The 17539-nt window shown below is 45.7% G+C and carries 15 protein-coding genes; 9 read left to right on the top strand and 6 right to left on the bottom strand.

Annotation, left to right across the window (positions count from 1 at the left end; genetic code table 11):
• Positions 1–95 precede the first annotated feature (95 nt).
• Positions 96–911, top strand: a complete 816-nt coding sequence (locus AB6D93_RS13405) for an alpha/beta fold hydrolase (protein WP_017061411.1) — start codon at positions 96–98, stop codon at positions 909–911.
• 92 nt (positions 912–1003) lie between these two features.
• On the opposite strand, the gene plsY is transcribed toward AB6D93_RS13405, so the two are convergent.
• Positions 1004–1600, bottom strand: coding sequence for a glycerol-3-phosphate 1-O-acyltransferase PlsY (gene plsY, locus AB6D93_RS13400; RefSeq protein WP_009847793.1), 597 nt, complete (start codon positions 1598–1600; stop codon positions 1004–1006).
• Positions 1601–1738: 138 nt separating this feature from the next.
• Here plsY and folB point away from each other — a divergent pair, with 138 nt between their 5' ends.
• From folB to AB6D93_RS13385, 3 genes are read left to right on the top strand one after another with little or no spacing between them, the layout of a single operon-like run.
• Positions 1739–2098, top strand: a complete 360-nt coding sequence (folB, locus tag AB6D93_RS13395; RefSeq protein WP_017061412.1) for a dihydroneopterin aldolase — start codon at positions 1739–1741, stop codon at positions 2096–2098.
• Positions 2095–2577: a 2-amino-4-hydroxy-6-hydroxymethyldihydropteridine diphosphokinase gene (gene folK / locus AB6D93_RS13390; RefSeq protein WP_017062921.1), complete on the top strand. Its 483-nt coding sequence runs from the start codon at positions 2095–2097 to the stop codon at positions 2575–2577. The genes folB and folK overlap by 4 nt, the downstream gene beginning before the upstream one ends.
• A gap of 15 nt (positions 2578–2592) precedes the next feature.
• Positions 2593–3396: an undecaprenyl-diphosphate phosphatase gene (locus AB6D93_RS13385; RefSeq protein WP_010434624.1), complete on the top strand. Its 804-nt coding sequence runs from the start codon at positions 2593–2595 to the stop codon at positions 3394–3396.
• Positions 3397–3487: 91 nt separating this feature from the next.
• Here the strand turns inward: AB6D93_RS13385 and AB6D93_RS13380 are convergent, their stop codons facing one another.
• On the bottom strand, positions 3488–4804 hold the full coding sequence (locus tag AB6D93_RS13380; protein WP_102332763.1) for a multifunctional CCA addition/repair protein: 1317 nt from the start codon (positions 4802–4804) through the stop codon (positions 3488–3490).
• Between the two features lie 36 nt (positions 4805–4840).
• Between AB6D93_RS13380 and AB6D93_RS13375 the strand changes: the two genes are divergently transcribed.
• A complete protein-coding gene (locus AB6D93_RS13375; protein ID WP_198599889.1) occupies positions 4841–6511 on the top strand; it encodes an ExeA family protein in 1671 nt (556 codons plus the stop codon).
• Positions 6511–7503 carry a general secretion pathway protein GspB gene (locus AB6D93_RS13370; protein ID WP_017061416.1) on the top strand — a complete coding sequence of 331 codons (993 nt, stop codon included), beginning with the start codon at positions 6511–6513 and terminating at the stop codon, positions 7501–7503. Before AB6D93_RS13375 ends, AB6D93_RS13370 begins: the two co-directional genes overlap by 1 nt.
• 105 nt (positions 7504–7608) lie before the next feature.
• On the opposite strand, the gene AB6D93_RS13365 is transcribed toward AB6D93_RS13370, so the two are convergent.
• From AB6D93_RS13365 to AB6D93_RS13355, 3 genes are all read right to left on the bottom strand, one after another.
• Positions 7609–8220 (bottom strand): TIGR04211 family SH3 domain-containing protein, encoded by a 612-nt coding sequence (locus AB6D93_RS13365; protein WP_017062917.1) that lies wholly within the window; start codon positions 8218–8220, stop codon positions 7609–7611.
• Positions 8221–8425: 205 nt separating this feature from the next.
• Positions 8426–9688, bottom strand: coding sequence for an inorganic phosphate transporter (locus AB6D93_RS13360; protein ID WP_017061418.1), 1263 nt, complete (start codon positions 9686–9688; stop codon positions 8426–8428).
• Positions 9689–9816: 128 nt separating this feature from the next.
• Positions 9817–10497 (bottom strand): TIGR00153 family protein, encoded by a 681-nt coding sequence (locus tag AB6D93_RS13355; protein WP_010434644.1) that lies wholly within the window; start codon positions 10495–10497, stop codon positions 9817–9819.
• 207 nt (positions 10498–10704) lie between these two features.
• Here AB6D93_RS13355 and AB6D93_RS13350 point away from each other — a divergent pair, with 207 nt between their 5' ends.
• Positions 10705–12222: an inorganic triphosphatase gene (locus AB6D93_RS13350; protein ID WP_017067684.1), complete on the top strand. Its 1518-nt coding sequence runs from the start codon at positions 10705–10707 to the stop codon at positions 12220–12222.
• Between the two features lie 51 nt (positions 12223–12273).
• Here AB6D93_RS13350 and AB6D93_RS13345 read toward each other — a convergent pair whose 3' ends face one another.
• A complete protein-coding gene (locus tag AB6D93_RS13345; RefSeq protein ID WP_102321461.1) occupies positions 12274–13023 on the bottom strand; it encodes a potassium channel family protein in 750 nt (249 codons plus the stop codon).
• 97 nt (positions 13024–13120) lie between these two features.
• Between AB6D93_RS13345 and AB6D93_RS13340 the strand changes: the two genes are divergently transcribed.
• Positions 13121–14377 carry a methyl-accepting chemotaxis protein gene (locus tag AB6D93_RS13340; RefSeq protein ID WP_048658011.1) on the top strand — a complete coding sequence of 419 codons (1257 nt, stop codon included), beginning with the start codon at positions 13121–13123 and terminating at the stop codon, positions 14375–14377.
• 225 nt (positions 14378–14602) lie between these two features.
• A complete protein-coding gene (glnE, locus tag AB6D93_RS13335; protein WP_017062913.1) occupies positions 14603–17452 on the top strand; it encodes a bifunctional [glutamate--ammonia ligase]-adenylyl-L-tyrosine phosphorylase/[glutamate--ammonia-ligase] adenylyltransferase in 2850 nt (949 codons plus the stop codon).
• Positions 17453–17539: the final 87 nt, after the last annotated feature.

The raw sequence follows: 17539 nt of genomic DNA, 5'->3' as shown, positions 1-17539 counted from the left end.
GTTTCGATAAACGGTCGCCTTGTGCGGCCGTTTTTATATCCTAGCTTACCGACTGCATGTCGATAAATAATTGCTGATAGAGATTAGGGAAGAAAATGAACAAGTTCACAGTAGACAATCAATCGATGGCGTACCTAGATGAAGGTCAAGGCCCTGTTGTTGTACTCGGCCACAGCTACCTTTGGGATAGTGCAATGTGGAAGCCGCAGATCGAAGCGTTAAAAACTCAGTATCGCTGTATTGTTCCAGAGCTTTGGTCTCATGGTGAATCTCAAGCAGCACCCACTTCGATGCGTAACTTGAAAGATTACGCTCAGCACGTTTTGGCTCTGCTTGATCATTTAGAGATCGAAGAATTCTCAGTGGTTGGCTTATCGGTTGGCGGTATGTGGGGGACTGAGTTAGCGGAACTTGCACCTGCACGTATTAAGTCTTTGGTTCTAATGGATACTTTTGTGGGTTTAGAACCAGAAGTTGCTCACGCAAAGTACTTCAGCATGTTAGATACCATCACTCAAACCAAGACGGTTCCTCAGCCAATTGTTGAAGCGGTTGTTCCACTGTTCTTCGCTAATGATACGCAAACCAACACGCCAGCTTTAGTTGAAGGTTTTACTCAGCAGTTATCAGCTCTTGAGGGCGACAACGCTGAAGAAGTGGCACGAATTGGTCGAATGGTGTTTGGACGTCGCGATATGATTGAATCGGTAGAGAACTTTGCTCTGCCTGTTTTGATTGCTGTAGGACAAGAAGATAAACCACGTCCGGTACTTGAGTCATACCTAATGCACGATTGCATTACGGGCAGTGAATTAGTGGTGATTCCTGGCGCAGGTCATATTAGCTCGTTAGAGCAACCAGAGTTTGTGAACACAATGCTGAAGACGTTTTTAGATAAACATCTGCTGTAAGTTCTTAAATACTGAATAGTGTTGTTCGACTTATACTTACGTCGGTTTAAACGCATCTCGGTTTAAAAATAGTTCGGCTTAGACGTGACAGTTTAAGCCGATTTTTTTTGTCCGAGTTTTGGTTCGCTGCCATCGAGTAGGCGGCGGATATTCTGGTGGTGACGCAACACGATCAAACAACACAACATGGCTACAGGCAGTGTGTATTGAGGTTTGACTAACCAAGCGTAGAAAGGGGCAAGTAGCACAGTAACCAGTGCAGCTAAAGAAGAGTAACGAAACAAAAACGCGACCACTAACCAAGTCGCCATGATCATTCCGGTTAGATCGAACCCTATTGGGGCGATAGCGCCGAGTGCGGTTGCCACGCCTTTACCACCTTTGAAGTGGAAGAAGATCGGATACATATGGCCAAGACACGCCGCAATTGCCACAACCCCAAGAATGATTGGGTCGATCTTGAGGTAGTAGCCAAGCCAGACAGGGATAGTGCCTTTCAGCATGTCACACAAAAGGACGGCAGCTGCTGCGCCTTTACCGCCAACACGCAGGACATTGGTTGCTCCTGGGTTGTTAGAACCTACTGTTCGAGGATCTGGGAGCCTCAAAACTCGGCATATCAAGACCGCACTAGAGATTGAACCTAGTAAGTAGGCAGCAATGATCATGATAAGTGCCAATGGGGTCATGTCTGTCCTTTAACGGTTATACGCCTAACGATGGGAAAATAATGCTCAATCCAAGAGTAATTGATATCATATCTCGAATTACGCAAATAATACGTTTTTTTCCCCTATATGGGTATCCGACCTCTAAAAGGACAAGTCATGGCACTGGATAAAGTTTTCATTGAACAGCTAGAAGTAATTACAACGATCGGTGTTTACGATTGGGAACAAGAGATCAAACAGAAACTGGTGCTTGATATTGAAATGGCTCATGACAACCGCCCAGCAGGCAAGAGTGATGATGTGGTTGATGCTTTGGATTATTCGAAAGTGAGCACTGCAGTACTTGAGCACATTGCAAATGGCCGTTTTCTACTCGTAGAACGTGTTGCTGAAGAAGTCGCAGAGCTTATTATGACTCAGTTCTCTGTGCCGTGGATTAAAATCCGATTGGCTAAACCTGGCGCAGTGCCACAAGCAAAAGCCGTTGGTGTGATCATCGAACGAGGTCAAGCATGACAGTAGCCTATGTTGGTGTTGGCACGAACATAGACCGCGACAAGCATGCAAGGGTGGCATGGACAGAGCTTCAATCGTTAGGGACTAACCTTAAATGCTCTAAAATCTATCACTGTGAGCCCGTGGGTTTTAATAGCCATCCGTTTTATAACTTTGTGATAGAGCTCGACACGTCACTCTCATTGACTGAATTTTCACAGCAGCTGCGTAAAATTGAGTTTAAATGGGGTCGCTCTCAAGATGCGCACAAACTACAAGATCGAAAACTCGATCTTGATATTGTGCTGTTTGGAGAGGAGGTTTCTGAGTGTGAACCAGAATTACCACGCAGTGATATCTACAAATATCCTTTTGTAACACAGCCGCTTTATGATCTTTGTCCTGCGCGAGTGATCCCGCAAGACGGAAGAACCGTCAGTGAAATATGGCAGAAGATGCAGCAATTAGACTCGCTCTCTGTCGTAGATATAAAACTATAATTTTTAAGGTAAGTAATGAGTTATTTTGAAGCGTTTATATTGGCGTTGGTGCAAGGCTTTACAGAGTTTTTACCTATTTCCAGTTCTGCACACCTAATCCTTCCTTCAGCTGTTTTAGGCTGGGAAGATCAAGGTTTGGCTTTTGATGTTGCTGTCCACGTTGGTACTTTGGCAGCTGTTGTTATCTATTTCCGTAAAGAAGTGGTCTCTCTGTTGAGCGCATTCTTTGGTTCAGTGTTTAAAGGCGATCGTAGTAAAGAAGCGAAGTTAGCGTGGATGATCATTCTCGCGACGATTCCTGCGTGTATCTTTGGCTTGTTGATGAAAGATATTGTTGAGCTTTACTTACGCAGTGCGTGGGTGATCGCGACGACAACGATTATCTTTGGTCTATTGTTATGGTGGGTGGACAAGAACTCAAGCCTGCGCGATGACGAATACCAAGCGGGTTGGAAAAAGGCGCTGTTTATTGGTCTTGCTCAAGCAATGGCGATCATTCCGGGCACGTCTCGTTCTGGCGCAACCATTACCGCGGCGCTTTACCTTGGTTTCACACGTGAAGCGGCGGCTCGATTCTCTTTCTTGATGTCTATCCCAATCATCACTCTGGCTGGTGGTTATTTAGGTCTTAAGTTGGTGACAAGCGGTGATCCAATCCATGTTGGCACTTTGCTAACGGGCGTTGCGGTGTCTTTCATCAGTGCTTACATCTGTATCCACTTTTTCTTGAAGCTTATCTCTCGTATGGGCATGACACCGTTCGTTATCTACCGCCTGATTCTAGGTTGTGGTCTGTTTGCTTTCTTAATGATGCAGTAACAGACACAGGCAACGGTCTCGCTGTAAGAATTGAAACAAAAGGCCCGCTTAACTGCGGGCTTTTTATACGTTTTAGGTAGAGCGGCGACGATTAACTGCTAGCGAGTTCTGATAGGGCGTTTTCAATTGCGATGGCTCTGCGTTTCTCTTGTTCTTCTCGAATATCTTTGCCTTTAAAACCATCGGTAATGATCGCTTTTACTTCGACTTGAAGCGCCGCTTGGTAGGCGACTTCAAAGCGCGCTTTTTGAGGATAAGGCTGATCTTGTAATCCTTTTCGGCCTGCGTGGTCGGCCTGGCAGCAAAGTAGTATATCGTCGAGCCTATCTGGCTTACGCCAAACATCGAACTTGTTGAGAACCTTGAGAAAGGTGGTTGGTTTGAGCTCGCCTGCGCGGTGGATATTAGAATGTTGCTCGCACACTAACAACGCAAGGTCTCTGAACTCATTGGGCACTCTCACTCGCTCACACAGTTTCTTGATTATCTTAACACCTGTGTGGCAGTGCATTTTATGGCTTGGCCATTCAGCTTGTGGTGTGACGCCTTTACCTAAGTCATGCACTTGAGCTGCAAAGCGTACCGGTAGCGATGGGCTTAATAGTGCGGCTTGCTGAGCAACCATCAGAGTGTGAATACCCGTGTCGATTTCAGGGTGCCATTTTTCAGGTTGAGGGACGCCAAATAGAGCGTCAATCTCAGGTAATACGACTGCCAATGCACCACACTCTTTCAATACAGAGAGGAACACTTCAGGGTGCGGTGTACTAAGAGACTTATGCCACTCTTGCCAAACTCGCTCTGCAGTAAGGTGTGCCAGCTCACCAGATTGGACGATCTCACTCATCATATCCATGGTTTCAGGTGCAACCGTGAAGTTAAGATGGTGAAGCTTGGCGGCGAAGCGAGCCACACGCAGTACACGAAGAGGGTCTTCAACAAAAGCGTCTGAAACGTGTCTTAAGATACGATCCGAGAGATCTTTTTGGCCATGGTAAGGATCGTAAAGCTGGCCTTTATCGTCTTGAGCAATGGCGTTGATGGTCAAATCTCGACGCATGAGATCTTCTTCCAAACTCACGTCTGGCGCGAAGTAACATTCGAAACCTGTGTAACCCGAACCTGACTTTCTTTCGGTGCGAGCCAGTGCGTGCTCTTCTTTGGTTTTTGGGTGCAAGAATACGGGGAAGTCTTTGCCCACTGCAGTAAAGCCAAGGTTTTCCATCTCTTGAGGGGTACTCCCTACCACAACCCAATCTCTATCATAGCTATCAATGTTGAGCAGCTTATCGCGCACCGCTCCACCGACTAGGTAGCGCTGTAGCCCATTGTCTTTTGGTAGGCTATCGTATATTTGCAACTTATCACCTCGAAATGTTTTATCACTGCTGGACTTTACTGCAAGCAATGGTACTTTCCATTAATCGTAATTATAGGGCAGCACATGTATAAGGAATATTTTGGCTTCGTTGAGATGCCATTTTCGATTGTACCAAATTCTCGCTACTTGTTTTTGAGTCAGCGCCATCAAGAAGCGATGCAGAACCTACAAGCCGGTTTAGGCGAGGGTGGGGGCTTTGCGATGCTTACTGGTGAGGTTGGTACAGGGAAAACAACGGTCGCTAAGGCGATGTTGTCTTCATTGGATAGTCATACTCAGGCTGGCCTTATACTTAACCCTACGTTTTCAAATACGGATTTACTAGAAGCTATCTGCGATGAGTTTGAGGTCGAGTACCCAGAACAAGCATCGTTGAAACAGCTCAGTCAGGCTATTCATTATTTTCTACTTGATAGCCATGCCGAAGGCATTCAAACCCTATTGGTGATCGATGAAGCCCAACACCTCGCTGCCGATGTGTTGGAGCAGTTACGCCTTCTAACAAACTTGGAAACCGACAATCGTAAGCTGTTAAAAGTACTGTTGGTCGGCCAGCCGGAATTACAACAGCACTTACAAACCACGCAGCTACGTCAGCTAGCACAGCGCATTACTGGTCGTTATCACTTACTGCCTCTTAATACCGAAGAAACGGGCAAGTACATCGCGTTTCGTTTGGAGACGGCGGGTGGCGAGCAGATGTTGTTTTCGAACCGTTCTATCAAGCTGATTGCTCAATATACGCATGGTATTCCAAGGCTCATTAACTTGGTGTGTGATAAAGCACTGCAGTTGGCTTTTCATGACGGTGAGCAGCTACCGAGCAATGAAACGGTTAACCGAGCGTGTCAGCAGGTTATGTCCTTTCAGGCCGATGTGTATCACGTCGAGAAAGCTCTAACTTCTCGTGTCGCGCCTAAGTTATTCCAATACGCAGGGATTGCGACGTTAAGCGTTGGTCTTGCAATAGCGACCTTTAACTTCGCTCCAAGCTATATCAATGCTTGGTTGCCTACGGATACATCAAATGGAGCAAAGACGGAAGTGTCTGCACAGGCTCAGCGCTCTTTGGTGGCGAATGAACCTCAGTTGGTTGCTGAGCCAAAACCTGCCAAGTTTGCTTTGCCACAAGATATTCAACAACATTTGATGCAGGGGACCAATCGTTCTCTCGCTATCAAAGACTTGTATACGCTGTGGGGATATCAATCTTCACTGCGTGATGGATTGTGCTTAAGTGAGCCACAAAGTGTTTTTGTGTGTGAGCAGCAGCAGGCCAGTTTGGATACCTTGTTAGAACTTGGTGTTCCTGTGGTACTTAATCTCGACATAGACCAAAAACCAGTGTTTGCTGTGCTGTATGGCGTGTCTAAGGATTCTGTCGAGCTACTGGTTAATGAAAAGCTGTTGGTGATGCCGAAGCAATCCTTAGAGCAAATCTGGCAAGGCGATTACGTCGCTATTTGGAAGCAGCCGCTGCGAGAGACCCTTAAAGAGGGCTATCAAGGTGAAGCGGTTGCTTTGCTTGATCTACTGCTTTCTGAAGTATTAGGAGAGGTTGTTTCCGGTAGTGATGTATTTGATTATGAGTTAAAAATGAAAATCGAAGCATTTCAAACGTGGCAAGGTATGTCTGTTGATGGCATTGCAGGTAAGCGCACCTTAGCAAGATTGCAGAGATTAGCTCAACTCGATTCGCCTAAGCTGATGTCACTAGAAGGGGGCGAAAGCTAATGTCACGTATTATGCACGAACTTAAACAGCCGTCTCACAAGCCATCTTCTATTAATCAGCACTCTCTTAGCAAACCAAGCTTCAAAGGCTACCAGAATCATCATGTTCCTAATTCTGCAAAAGGGATGAGCAACAAGCGAGGTTCATCGTTAGCGATGGGGCTACTCTTAATCTTGGTTCCTTCTTTGTTGGTGGGTGGCGTCTTGGCTTATCAATCGTATATCCAACAACAAGAAGCCGTGAACCAAGCTGCCAATGTCGCTCTGCCAGAATTTAAAACTGAATCAGACATTGAGCCTGAAATTGCGGATGCTGATATAGCAAGCATGGATGCCGTGTCTGAGGAAGAAGATGCCTTGTTCACCGTTCGCCCTGCACCGGCGAGCCAACCGTTGAAAGCATTGCCACGCCAAGAGATGTATGCACAGATTGATTCTGGCGCTAATCGTGCAAACACCGCTGGTGGCTCAGCAGTGATCTTCGCTAATGCTGATAACAACACTCAAATGACAGCCAGTTCTGAATCGTCATCCGTTCAGCCAGGCGCGAGTGATGAAACGACTGCTCTGCAATCAAGCACTGATCAGCAATCAAATAGTGACTTACAATCGGACAGTGATCTGCTGCAAGGGCTAGACCTCAGTGAGTTGCCACCTGATTTGGCATTGAAGCTTGAATCCATTATGGGGGAGCAACAAAGCGCTCCTGAGCCGATGGATTCTAGACCCTCAGGGCAAAGGGGTTCTCAGGTCATTGAGCTGGAAACGCACACCAATAGCTTATCAGGCGTCCTTCCTAAGTTAGACCTACAAACCCATATGTACTCGAGCAGCGAGACCAAACGTTGGGTAAAAGTGAACGGCCAAGAAGTGGCGCAAGGAGATTGGATTGGACAAGACATTCAATTACTAGAGATTAAGCCACAATCAGTGATCATAGAGTTCAATCAACAGAAGATAGAAATCCCGGCTCTGTACGAGTGGAAAGGTTAGCGATTTCTATACGTATTTAGATAACAGACAAATAAAAAGGAGCACCTCGGTGCTCCTTTTTGATCTTCGATACTGAATTTACTGTACCTGATACAAGCGTTACGTCTACGCCCAACCGTTTGGTGATTTTCTGCGACGAGGCATGATGTGTGGCAGAACAAGGCCTAGAAGTAGACCAATACCCGCAACACCACCACCGTACATGAAGTACTTCAATAGTAGGTCGTCTTTTTGAGTGTCTAGCTTAGCGCGCAGTTCACGGTTCTCTGTTTGAGAACTCGTTAGCTGTTGGCTAATTTCACTGTAGTTCTGTTCTAGTTCAGCAATCTGCTTGTTACGAGAATCTAGAGAGCTTGCTAGGCCAGCTTTTTCGCTGTCAGCACTCTGACGAGCATTCGCTAGCTTGCCTTTAACTTCCGTCAGCTCTTTCTCTAGCTTAGGCATACGCAGTGCCATGCTTTCTTGAGTGCTTACAAACTTGCTTTCAACCCAACCTTTACGGCCACGGTTGTCTTGAATTTGGGTGTAACCCGTACTCTTGTTAGTTTGTAGGAATGTAATCTTTTCACCAGCATCAACACTACCGATGATACGGAATGTGTTGTTTGGGCCAGAATGCATATAAGTAAATAGTTTGTCAGCAATATAACGGTCTTGTGCAAAGGCAGCTGGAGCCGCAAGCATTGCGAACAAAACTAAGCTAATCAGTTTTTTCACAGTAAATCCCTTAACGATTCAAATTGGGTAGGCGTATGAGTCAGCCTCAATCAGCAAATAATATTTAGTTTCTTTATGCGGTGCAACAAAGAAGGGAGGCAAAGCCTCCCTTTCTGTGCGTTTGAGTCAATAATGACATGGCATTTACATATCGTTACTGAAGCTCACACTGTTCTGACGCTAGTATTCACTAACGCAGTCGCGATTACATAGTAAACGCAGCTTGAATTCCGTAGAAGAACACAACAGCAAGTAGAGCACCTGCAGGTAGTGTCACAATCCAAGAAGCCACGATATTACGTACAACGCCTAAGTTTAGTGCTGCGATACCACGAGCAAAACCAACACCTAAAACAGCACCAACGAGTGTTTGTGTAGTAGAGATTGGAAGGCCAGTACCTGAAGCTAGTACAACCGTACATGCAGTTGCAAGTTGTGCAGCAAAGCCACGGCTTGGTGTTAGTTCTGTAATACCAGTACCAACGGTTGCCATTACTTTATGACCCATTGTTGCAAGACCAACAACGATACCGAATCCACCTAGAGGAAGAATCCACCATGCGATAGTACTCTTACCTGTGATTTCACCCATGTGCTCAACGGTTGATACAACAGCAGACAGTGGACCAATCGCGTTCGCAACGTCGTTTGAACCGTGTGCAAATGCCATCGCACAAGCTGTGATAACCATGAGTACAGAGAAGATGCCTTCAACACCTGCAAAGCCGTGGTCTTCTTCGCGGTTAGCGAATTTCTTCTGGATGTATAGGTAACCGCCGATCATTACAAGCGCAGAAACGCCAGCAGCCCAAACCCATGCTTCAGTGTTGCTTAGGTGAAGACCAACGTGCTTAAGGCCTTTCTTGATGGTTACAAGTGCAATTACCATTGTTGTAATGAACATGTATACCGGTACAAAGCGTTTCGCGTTAAATAGCGGGTTCTCTGTATCAAAAATCAGTCGTTGAGCACTTACAAATATGACGTAAGCGAAGAAACCGGAAATAACGGGTGTGATAATCCAACTACCCACAATACCTTGAACACTGTTCCAGTCTACAGCTTCAGTACCTACAGAAATACACGCAAAACCGATGATTGCACCGATGATTGAGTGAGTCGTAGAAACCGGCCAGCCCATGTAAGAAGCGAGAAGTAGCCATGTACCCGCAGCAAGAAGTGCTGACATCATGCCGTACACAAGTACATCTGGTTGATGAGCGAATAGAGACGTTTCGATAACACCTTTACGGATCGTGTCTGTTACTTCGCCGCCCGCAAGGTAAGCACCTGCGAATTCAAAGATCATTGCGATAATGATCGCTTGTTTAACGGTTAAAGCTTTAGAGCCTACTGAGGTGCCCATTGCGTTCGCAACGTCATTTGCACCAATACCAATAGCCATCAAGAAACCGAAAGCTGCTGCAACAATAATCAGGACAGTGCCGTAGTTAGCAAGGATATCCATCGTAATACCTAGTTGTTTGATAACAAGCGGAACAAATTTAGACGCAAAAAACCGCTCAGCGAGAGGAATACTCAGCGCATAAGTGGTTTGTTCAAAAAATGCTCTTCGTTATATGGTTAACGTATGATTTAAGATCGAGAAAGCATTACTTCAAGACGAGCGCCTACACGCTGTGCTTGATCTGCAATACCACCAACCCATTCAAGAATTTTGTATAAGAACATGATATCAACTGGATTCAGATCGCCTTCAATTGCCATTAGTTGTTGGCGTAGTTCGATCTGCATCGCATCCGTGTCATCTTCAATTACATCTAATTGATGAATCATTTCGGCAACGAGTGTTACTTCACGGCCTTTAAAGCCAGTCTCAAGTAATTCGTCTAATTCATTGATTACGTTTTGTGCTTGGTTCGCTGCATCTAGACAACGTTTAACGTAAGCGATGAAGTTTTCTTGCATAGGAGCAGGAATGACAAGTTGACGACCATATACACGGCCAGCAATGTCTTTCGCTAGGTTTGCGAGTTTGTCTTGTTGAGTTAATAGCTCCAACATATCGGTGCGATCAACTGGCATAAACAAACCACGAGGAAGTTTAAGGCGAATTTCACGTTTTAGTACGTCAGCTTCTTTCTCAAGGTGAGAAATTTGAGCTCGAATTTCTGATGCTTTTTCCCAGTCACCTTTTGAAGAAACTTCAAAGAAATTAACTAGGTGAGAACAACATTCGTTCACGCATACTACGTGACGCTGCAAAGGTTTAATTGGGGACTTTGCAAATAACCCCATAATTGTATTTACTGGCATGGTCATCCAACCTAATAAATAATAACCTTAAAACAACATACACCATATTCATGGTGAAATGTTAAGCGATGGCTACAAAGTCGCGCATGTTAACCTAATCAATCTCTCATTAAAACTGTTTTAGATCATCATAAGGGCGATATTTCTGACTTGCCGACTTTTCAAATTGGCAATATCCTGTCCCTATCTTCACAGAAAGGTATAACTATGGAAACCGAGATAGAACTGAAGTTTTTTGTTTCTCCTGAATTTTCAGAGACTTTACGCAATAAAATTGCTGAAACTAAAGTACTTCAGCACAGTTGTCGTGAGCTAGGTAACATCTACTTTGACACCGCTGACAACTGGCTACGTAAGCACGATACAGGCTTACGCATTCGACGCTTTGATGACGTATTTGTACAAACCGTAAAGACTGCTGGTCGTGTGGTTGCTGGCCTGCATCAAAGGCCTGAATACAATGCAGAACACGACAGCAACGAACCTAAGTTAGCCCTGCACCCAGAGGATATCTGGCCAGCAGGTAAAGACATCGAAACGTTGCAAGCTGAGCTGACTCCTCTGTTCTCTACCAACTTCACGCGTGAGCAGTGGTTGATTGGTATGCCTGATGGTAGCCAAGTCGAGGTCGCATTCGATCAAGGCTTTGTTGAATCAGGCGACCTGCAAGAACCGATTTGCGAAGTCGAATTGGAACTTAAATCCGGTCAAACGGATGCGCTATTTACATTGTCTCGCCAATTCTGCGAACAAGGTGGCATGCGTTTGGGTAACCTAAGTAAAGCAGCTAAGGGTTACCGTCTTGCTCAAGGTTATCAAGGAGATGAAGTCACTCCTTTGACCTTAGTTGATACTGACAAAAGTGATACTGTTGAATCATGTTTCATTCAATCTTTAGAGCATGCTCTCGCTCATTGGCACTCTCACGAGCAGATTTTTACTGAGCGTCAATCGATTGAAGCGTTACATGAGATAAGCCATTCGTTAAGTTTTATTCGTCAAACCTTCACTATCTATGGTGACATTGTTCCAAGACGCGCGAGTGCTATTTTACGCCAAGAACTTAAGTGGCTTGAGCAAGAACTTGATTGGCTAAAAAGTTATGACCACTTCGAAGATTTGCTCGAAGATAAAGGCCACGTGCTGCGTAAGCTCGATGCACGTAAGTTCTTGGTCGCTGAGCTTAAAGAGATGCAAGAGCAACTGCCAGATCGTGAAGACCTGCTGACCTTGCTGAGTTCTGCTCGATACACCGGTTTATTATTAGATCTGAGCCGTTGGATCTTGTCTCGTGGCTGGCAACCTTTCTTAGATGAAAAAGCACGTGAGCAAATGGCTCGTGGTATCGAATGGTTTTCCGTGCAGCAACTCGATCGCACATGGGCCGATTTGATGGAAGCTTTCCCGCCAGAGCGAGTGATGACTAGCCAAGCGTATATTGATCAGCAATACCGTTTGATGCGTAATCTGTATTCTGGCGTTGGTTTCGCGAGTTTGTATGATGACGATGAACGAAACAGCTTCCGCTTGCCATGGGCCGATATGGTGCAAGGCATTGATGACTTGCTGGCACTTAAAACATTAGAGCCTTTGACTGAGAAGCTGGAAGGCGATGAGAAGCTTCAGCTAGAGCGTTGGTTAGCTCGTCAAGAAGTGTCCATTCTGCATGCGATGGAACAGACACGCCAAATCAGTGTTGAGGTTGAGCCATACTGGCAAGACTAAACTCGATACCTGTATCAATAGAAGTATGAATTTGAAAATAGGGCTCGGGCCCTATTTTTTTGTTTGTTGCTCAAGTTTTTCGAGTCGCTCTAAGATTTTCTGTTGCTGCTCGATGATCTTCTCAAGGTGTTTCTCTTTGTTTTCCGCTCGTTGATTCTCATGATGAGTTGGGGAGGTGATCAAAGAAGTAATCAAGCCTGAAATCATACCAAACACACCGACACCACAGATGATCACCATTGAAGCCACTAACTGACCGGAAGTTGTCACTGGGTAATGGTCGCCATAACCCACAGTACTGATGGTCACAAACGCCCACCATAAAGCATCATGACCTGTAGTGATGTTGGCGTTCGGATCTTTGTGTTCCAATAGCAGGATCGTGCCAGCACCGATAGTCAGTAAGATCACCAAAAGCAGAATGATGGAAGCGAAAGTGGTCTCTTTCCTATTACGAAATAACTCTCTGAAAATACGTTTACTTGAACGCAGAACTAAGATGACTCGCAGAATTTGAAAAATACGGGCGAAACGAAGAGGCTCGATCATTGGGATACTTGCTAAGAAATCGATCCAGTGTACTTTTAGAAATTCTTTTTTGTTTTGTGATCTAAATAGATCAATTGTGAGCTGAAAAAGAAAAACACTACAGATTATAAAATCGAGGCCGATAAGGACTTGTTTCGATTCTTTATCGATCGGTACGAACAATAAGCCTGAGATCACAAATAACGCTAAGAAAGAGAGAATCAGTGACAATAAGCTCATCGGCTTGGTGGCGTCTTTGGTATTATTCAACATTCATACGAGGCTCAAAATAAATCGCGAACTTTGACTGACATAGCCACCTCGCGGATATAGAAGCCATCAATATATAAGAATTAATGGAGAACTGACAATGACTAAACTGTCATTCAAGCCGTGGGAAAGGATAATCTCTGACGTTCGTCTCGTTCCAAAAATGGTCATGTTGATGATATTCAGCACTATCTTGATCATTTCGAAGCAGCTATGGGACGCAAGTACGTTTTACGATTCATTGCTTGCTGTAACGAACAATGCGCAAGTCGCACAACAGCATTACGAGACTTACCTAGTTCAAGTGGCTTGGCAAACAGCCTTGATGATCATTGTGTTTGTGGTTCTTCTGTTAGCAGCGGCGCGCGTTATGCTGCGCCAGACTCAATACCTTAATGACGCCATTAAAACCATGGCAGATAAGAACTTATCAGTGCCGATTCAAATGGATTGTAAAGATGAATACGGCGATGTGGCACGCGAACTTGAAAAAACTCGCGTCCAACTGAACGACATGATCAAAACTCAGGTGGCCTCTTCTGATGAGCTGTTTGCTCTGACGGAAGTGATGACCATCAGCATGTCTGAAACCAAAGAGTCAGCTCAAGAAGAGTTCAACGAGATCGATCAACTGGCAACAGCAATGAGTGAGATGACGTCGACGGTGCAAACTGTCGCTGAGCATGCACAAAGCGCTTCGTCATTGACTGAACAGGCATCAGGCCAAGCTCTTACTGGTCAGAAGTTCGTTCAAGGATCAGTGTCTAAGATGAGTGAGCTATCTTCAGATATCGCAGCATCTGCAGCAGCGGTAAACCAAGTAGAAGAACGCGTTGACTCAATTGGCAGTGTGGTTGGTACTATCCAAGGCATTTCAGAACAGACAAACCTACTAGCATTGAACGCTGCAATTGAAGCGGCACGTGCCGGTGAAGCGGGTCGTGGTTTTGCGGTTGTTGCTGATGAGGTTCGTAACCTTGCACAGCGCACTCAGCAAGCGACGGTAGAGATTCAAGACATGATCAGTCATCTACAAAGCAGCGCTAACTCTGCGGTAGAACTGATGGAGAAGAGTGTTGTTGAAGCGGCTGAAGGTGTTGATCTGGTGACTAACGCGGGAAGTGAGCTTGACGGCATTGTAAGCCAAGTCAATCAAATCAATGATATGAACTTCCAGATCGCGACCGCTGCAGGCCAACAGAGCAGTGTTGCTGAAGAGATGAGCGTCAACCTGACCAATGTACGCGAGCTTGTTGAAGCTTCAGTTGTGGTGGTTGGTGAACTGCTCGAGACCTCTCAGCTTATGGAAAGTAACGCGCAAGAACTCGACGGTAAGATTAAGCAATTTAAGGTTTAGTCCTCAGCACCCAATCTTCATCCGTCAAAGGCTAATTCCCAGAGACTGTTTCTCGGTTGTAAGCTCAACCAGATAAGTTAATCGATAAAACGCCCACATTGCTAATGTGGGCGTTTTTTATTGGCGTAACTTTGGTATAACTTATCTTTAGTTATGAAAACTCGTTATTGAAGAACTGAATCGATAAACCGATTGTTCGGCGCGCAGCTTATACAAGGAAGAAACATGCCATTGCCTTCTCAACTCATCACTCACTCCCAGTCTGCTTTTGAGCAATTATTAGAGCATCAAAGTGAAGCCATCAATACTTGGTCTGAGCCACTGACTGAAGATCTTAAACGTGTACTCGGTTTAAGCTGTTTTATTGGTGATTGCCTGCAGCGTGATACGGTTTTATGTGGTGACTTACCTAATATGTTGGCATGCGAAGAACGCGCTGAAGGATACCGAGAACGCTTGGCTGAATTACTTTCTAGTTGCACCGATGAAATGAGCGGTCAGCGCGTGCTGCGTCAATTCCGAAATCGAGAAATGACCTACATTGCTTGGCGTGATTTTATGGGTTCGTGGGAGCTAGAGCAGAGCCTAAATCATCTATCGATGTTGGCTGAGGCGATGATCTTCGAAACCTACCAATGGCAGTACGATATTTGTTGTAAAGAGTGGGGCACACCTTGTAATGAACAAGGCGAAGCACAGCCGATGTTGATCATTGGTATGGGCAAGCTAGGGGGCGGTGAGCTTAACTTCTCTTCCGATATCGATCTGATCTTCACCTACCCAGAGAATGGTGAAACCCAAGGTGCAAGACGCAGCATTGCCAATGCGCAGTTCTTTACACGTCTCGGGCAACGTATTATTAAGGCGCTTGATCAGCAAACCTTCGATGGATTCTGTTATCGAGTAGACATGCGCCTGCGTCCATTCGGTGAGAGTGGTCCACTGGTCATGAGTTACGCTGCGCTAGAAGATTACTATCAAGAACAAGGTCGCGATTGGGAACGCTACGCTATGGTCAAAGCGCGTGTGATGGGCAGTGAGATGTACCCTGAGTATCAAGAGCTTCGCCAAATGCTACGCCCGTTTGTGTTCCGCCGTTATATTGATTTTAGTGCGATTCAATCTCTGCGCCGAATGAAGTCTATGATCAGCAGCGAAGTGCGTCGTCGTGGTCTCTCGAACAACATCAAGCTTGGCTCTGGTGGTATTCGTGAAGTTGAGTTTATCGCACAAGTCTTCCAATTGATTCGTGGTGGACGCGAGCCTAGCTTACGCGGTCGAGGGTTACTCGAAACCTTAAGTGCGATTGAATCCCTTCATCTGCTAGAGTCTGAAGAGGTGGGGCACCTACGTGAAGCTTATCTGTTTTTGCGTCGCCTTGAGAACCTGTTACAAGCCATGGCTGATAAGCAAACTCAAACCTTACCTGACGGTGAATTCGAACAACTGCAGCTTGCGGTTGCCATGCAATTTTCCGATTGGGATAGCTTGATTGTGGCAACTCGCGCCCATATGGCGAATGTACATACCGTGTTCGAAGACCTAATTGGCGTTGATGAAGATGACGCTAATCCGATCGCGAGCCACTTTAGCGAGTTGTGGGATATGGCCCATAAACCCGATGTAATTGAGCACGTGTTGGAACACGACATTGCGGTCGCGAGCCCGCCTGATGCGGCGAAAACGATCATTCAGTTTAAAGCCGATTTGGCTAAAAAGACTCTTGGCCCTCGTGGGCGGGAAGTCCTCAATCGACTGATGCCGAAAGTGTTTCAAGCGCTGTACACCGCTAAGGATGCCGAGTTTGGTTTGTCGCGAGTACTGCATCTGCTGCATAAAATCGTTACGCGTACCACTTACCTTGAACTACTAGATGAACACCCTGCCGCGTTGACTCAGCTAGTTCGCCTGTGTACGGCAAGCCCGATGATTTCGGAGCAGTTGGGTCGTTATCCAATTCTGTTAGATGAACTTATCGACCCTCAGCAACTCTACAATCCCGTGCCTTTAGAGTCTTACAAGACCGAGTTGCGTGATTATCTAGCCCGTATCCCTGAAGATGATATGGAGCAACAGATGGAAGGTCTGCGTCAGTTTAAGCAGACCTGTATATTGAGAATTGCAGCCGCGGATATTGCGGGTGCTCTACCTGTCATGAAGGTCAGTGATCACCTGACCTACTTAGCAGAAGCCATTGTGGAGGCGGGGGTCAATCAAGCTTGGTTACAAGTATCCGCCAAGTTTGGTGAACCGACCCATGTTAAAGATCGCGAAGGTCGCGGTTTTGCTGTCGTTGGTTATGGCAAAGTCGGTGGTTGGGAGCTTGGTTATAACTCCGATCTTGATATCGTGTTCATGCACGACTGCCCGGTACACATCTATACTGATGGAAAGAAAGAGATCGATGGACGCCAATTCTACTTAAGATTAGCGCAGCGTATTATTCATATTTTCTCGACCAGAACTGCTTCTGGCATTTTGTACGAAGTCGATACTCGCCTACGCCCTTCTGGTGCATCTGGTCTATTGGTGAGTCCAACCGATGCCTTTGACGAGTATCAGCACAATGACGCGTGGACATGGGAGCACCAGGCCCTCACTCGTGCTCGTATGATTTACGGTGATGACTTATTGGTATCTGCGTTTAACAAAACTAGGCATGAGGTTTTGTGCTTGCCACGAGATGAGGCAACACTCAAAAAGTCAGTTGTGGATATGCGTGAAAAAATGCGTGGCCATTTAGGCGGTAAAAAAGCCGATCGATTCATGCTTAAACAAGATGCGGGCGGTATTACTGATATTGAGTTCTTGGCGCAATACTTAGTGCTGAGATACAGCAACGAGAAACCTAAGCTTACTCGTTGGTGTGACAATGTGAGAATCTTTGAAAGCTTGTTGTCGCAAGGGATAATGGACGAGCAACAAGGTATGGCATTGACCAATGCGTACACCACATTAAGGGATGAAATCCACCACCGTAATCTACTTAACCTTGATGCGGATGTGGCGATTGAAAAGTTCGAAATGGAAAGAGAACATGTTGTTCAGGCATGGAAGCAGTGGATGGAAGCATAATTCAGTCATAGCGTAGCGAGTGCTATGTTTATCTTGATAGGCTTTTACTCATTTATCTGTAGTTTAGCCACTGTAATCAGTGTGCTA

The organism is Vibrio sp. 10N.247.310.23 (genome assembly GCF_041467155.1).
In the GTDB taxonomy this organism is placed as follows: Bacteria; Pseudomonadota; Gammaproteobacteria; order Enterobacterales; family Vibrionaceae; genus Vibrio; species Vibrio crassostreae_C.
The sequence above is the reverse complement of the archived record's forward strand: the minus strand, read 5'-3'. Positions and strand labels throughout refer to the sequence as shown.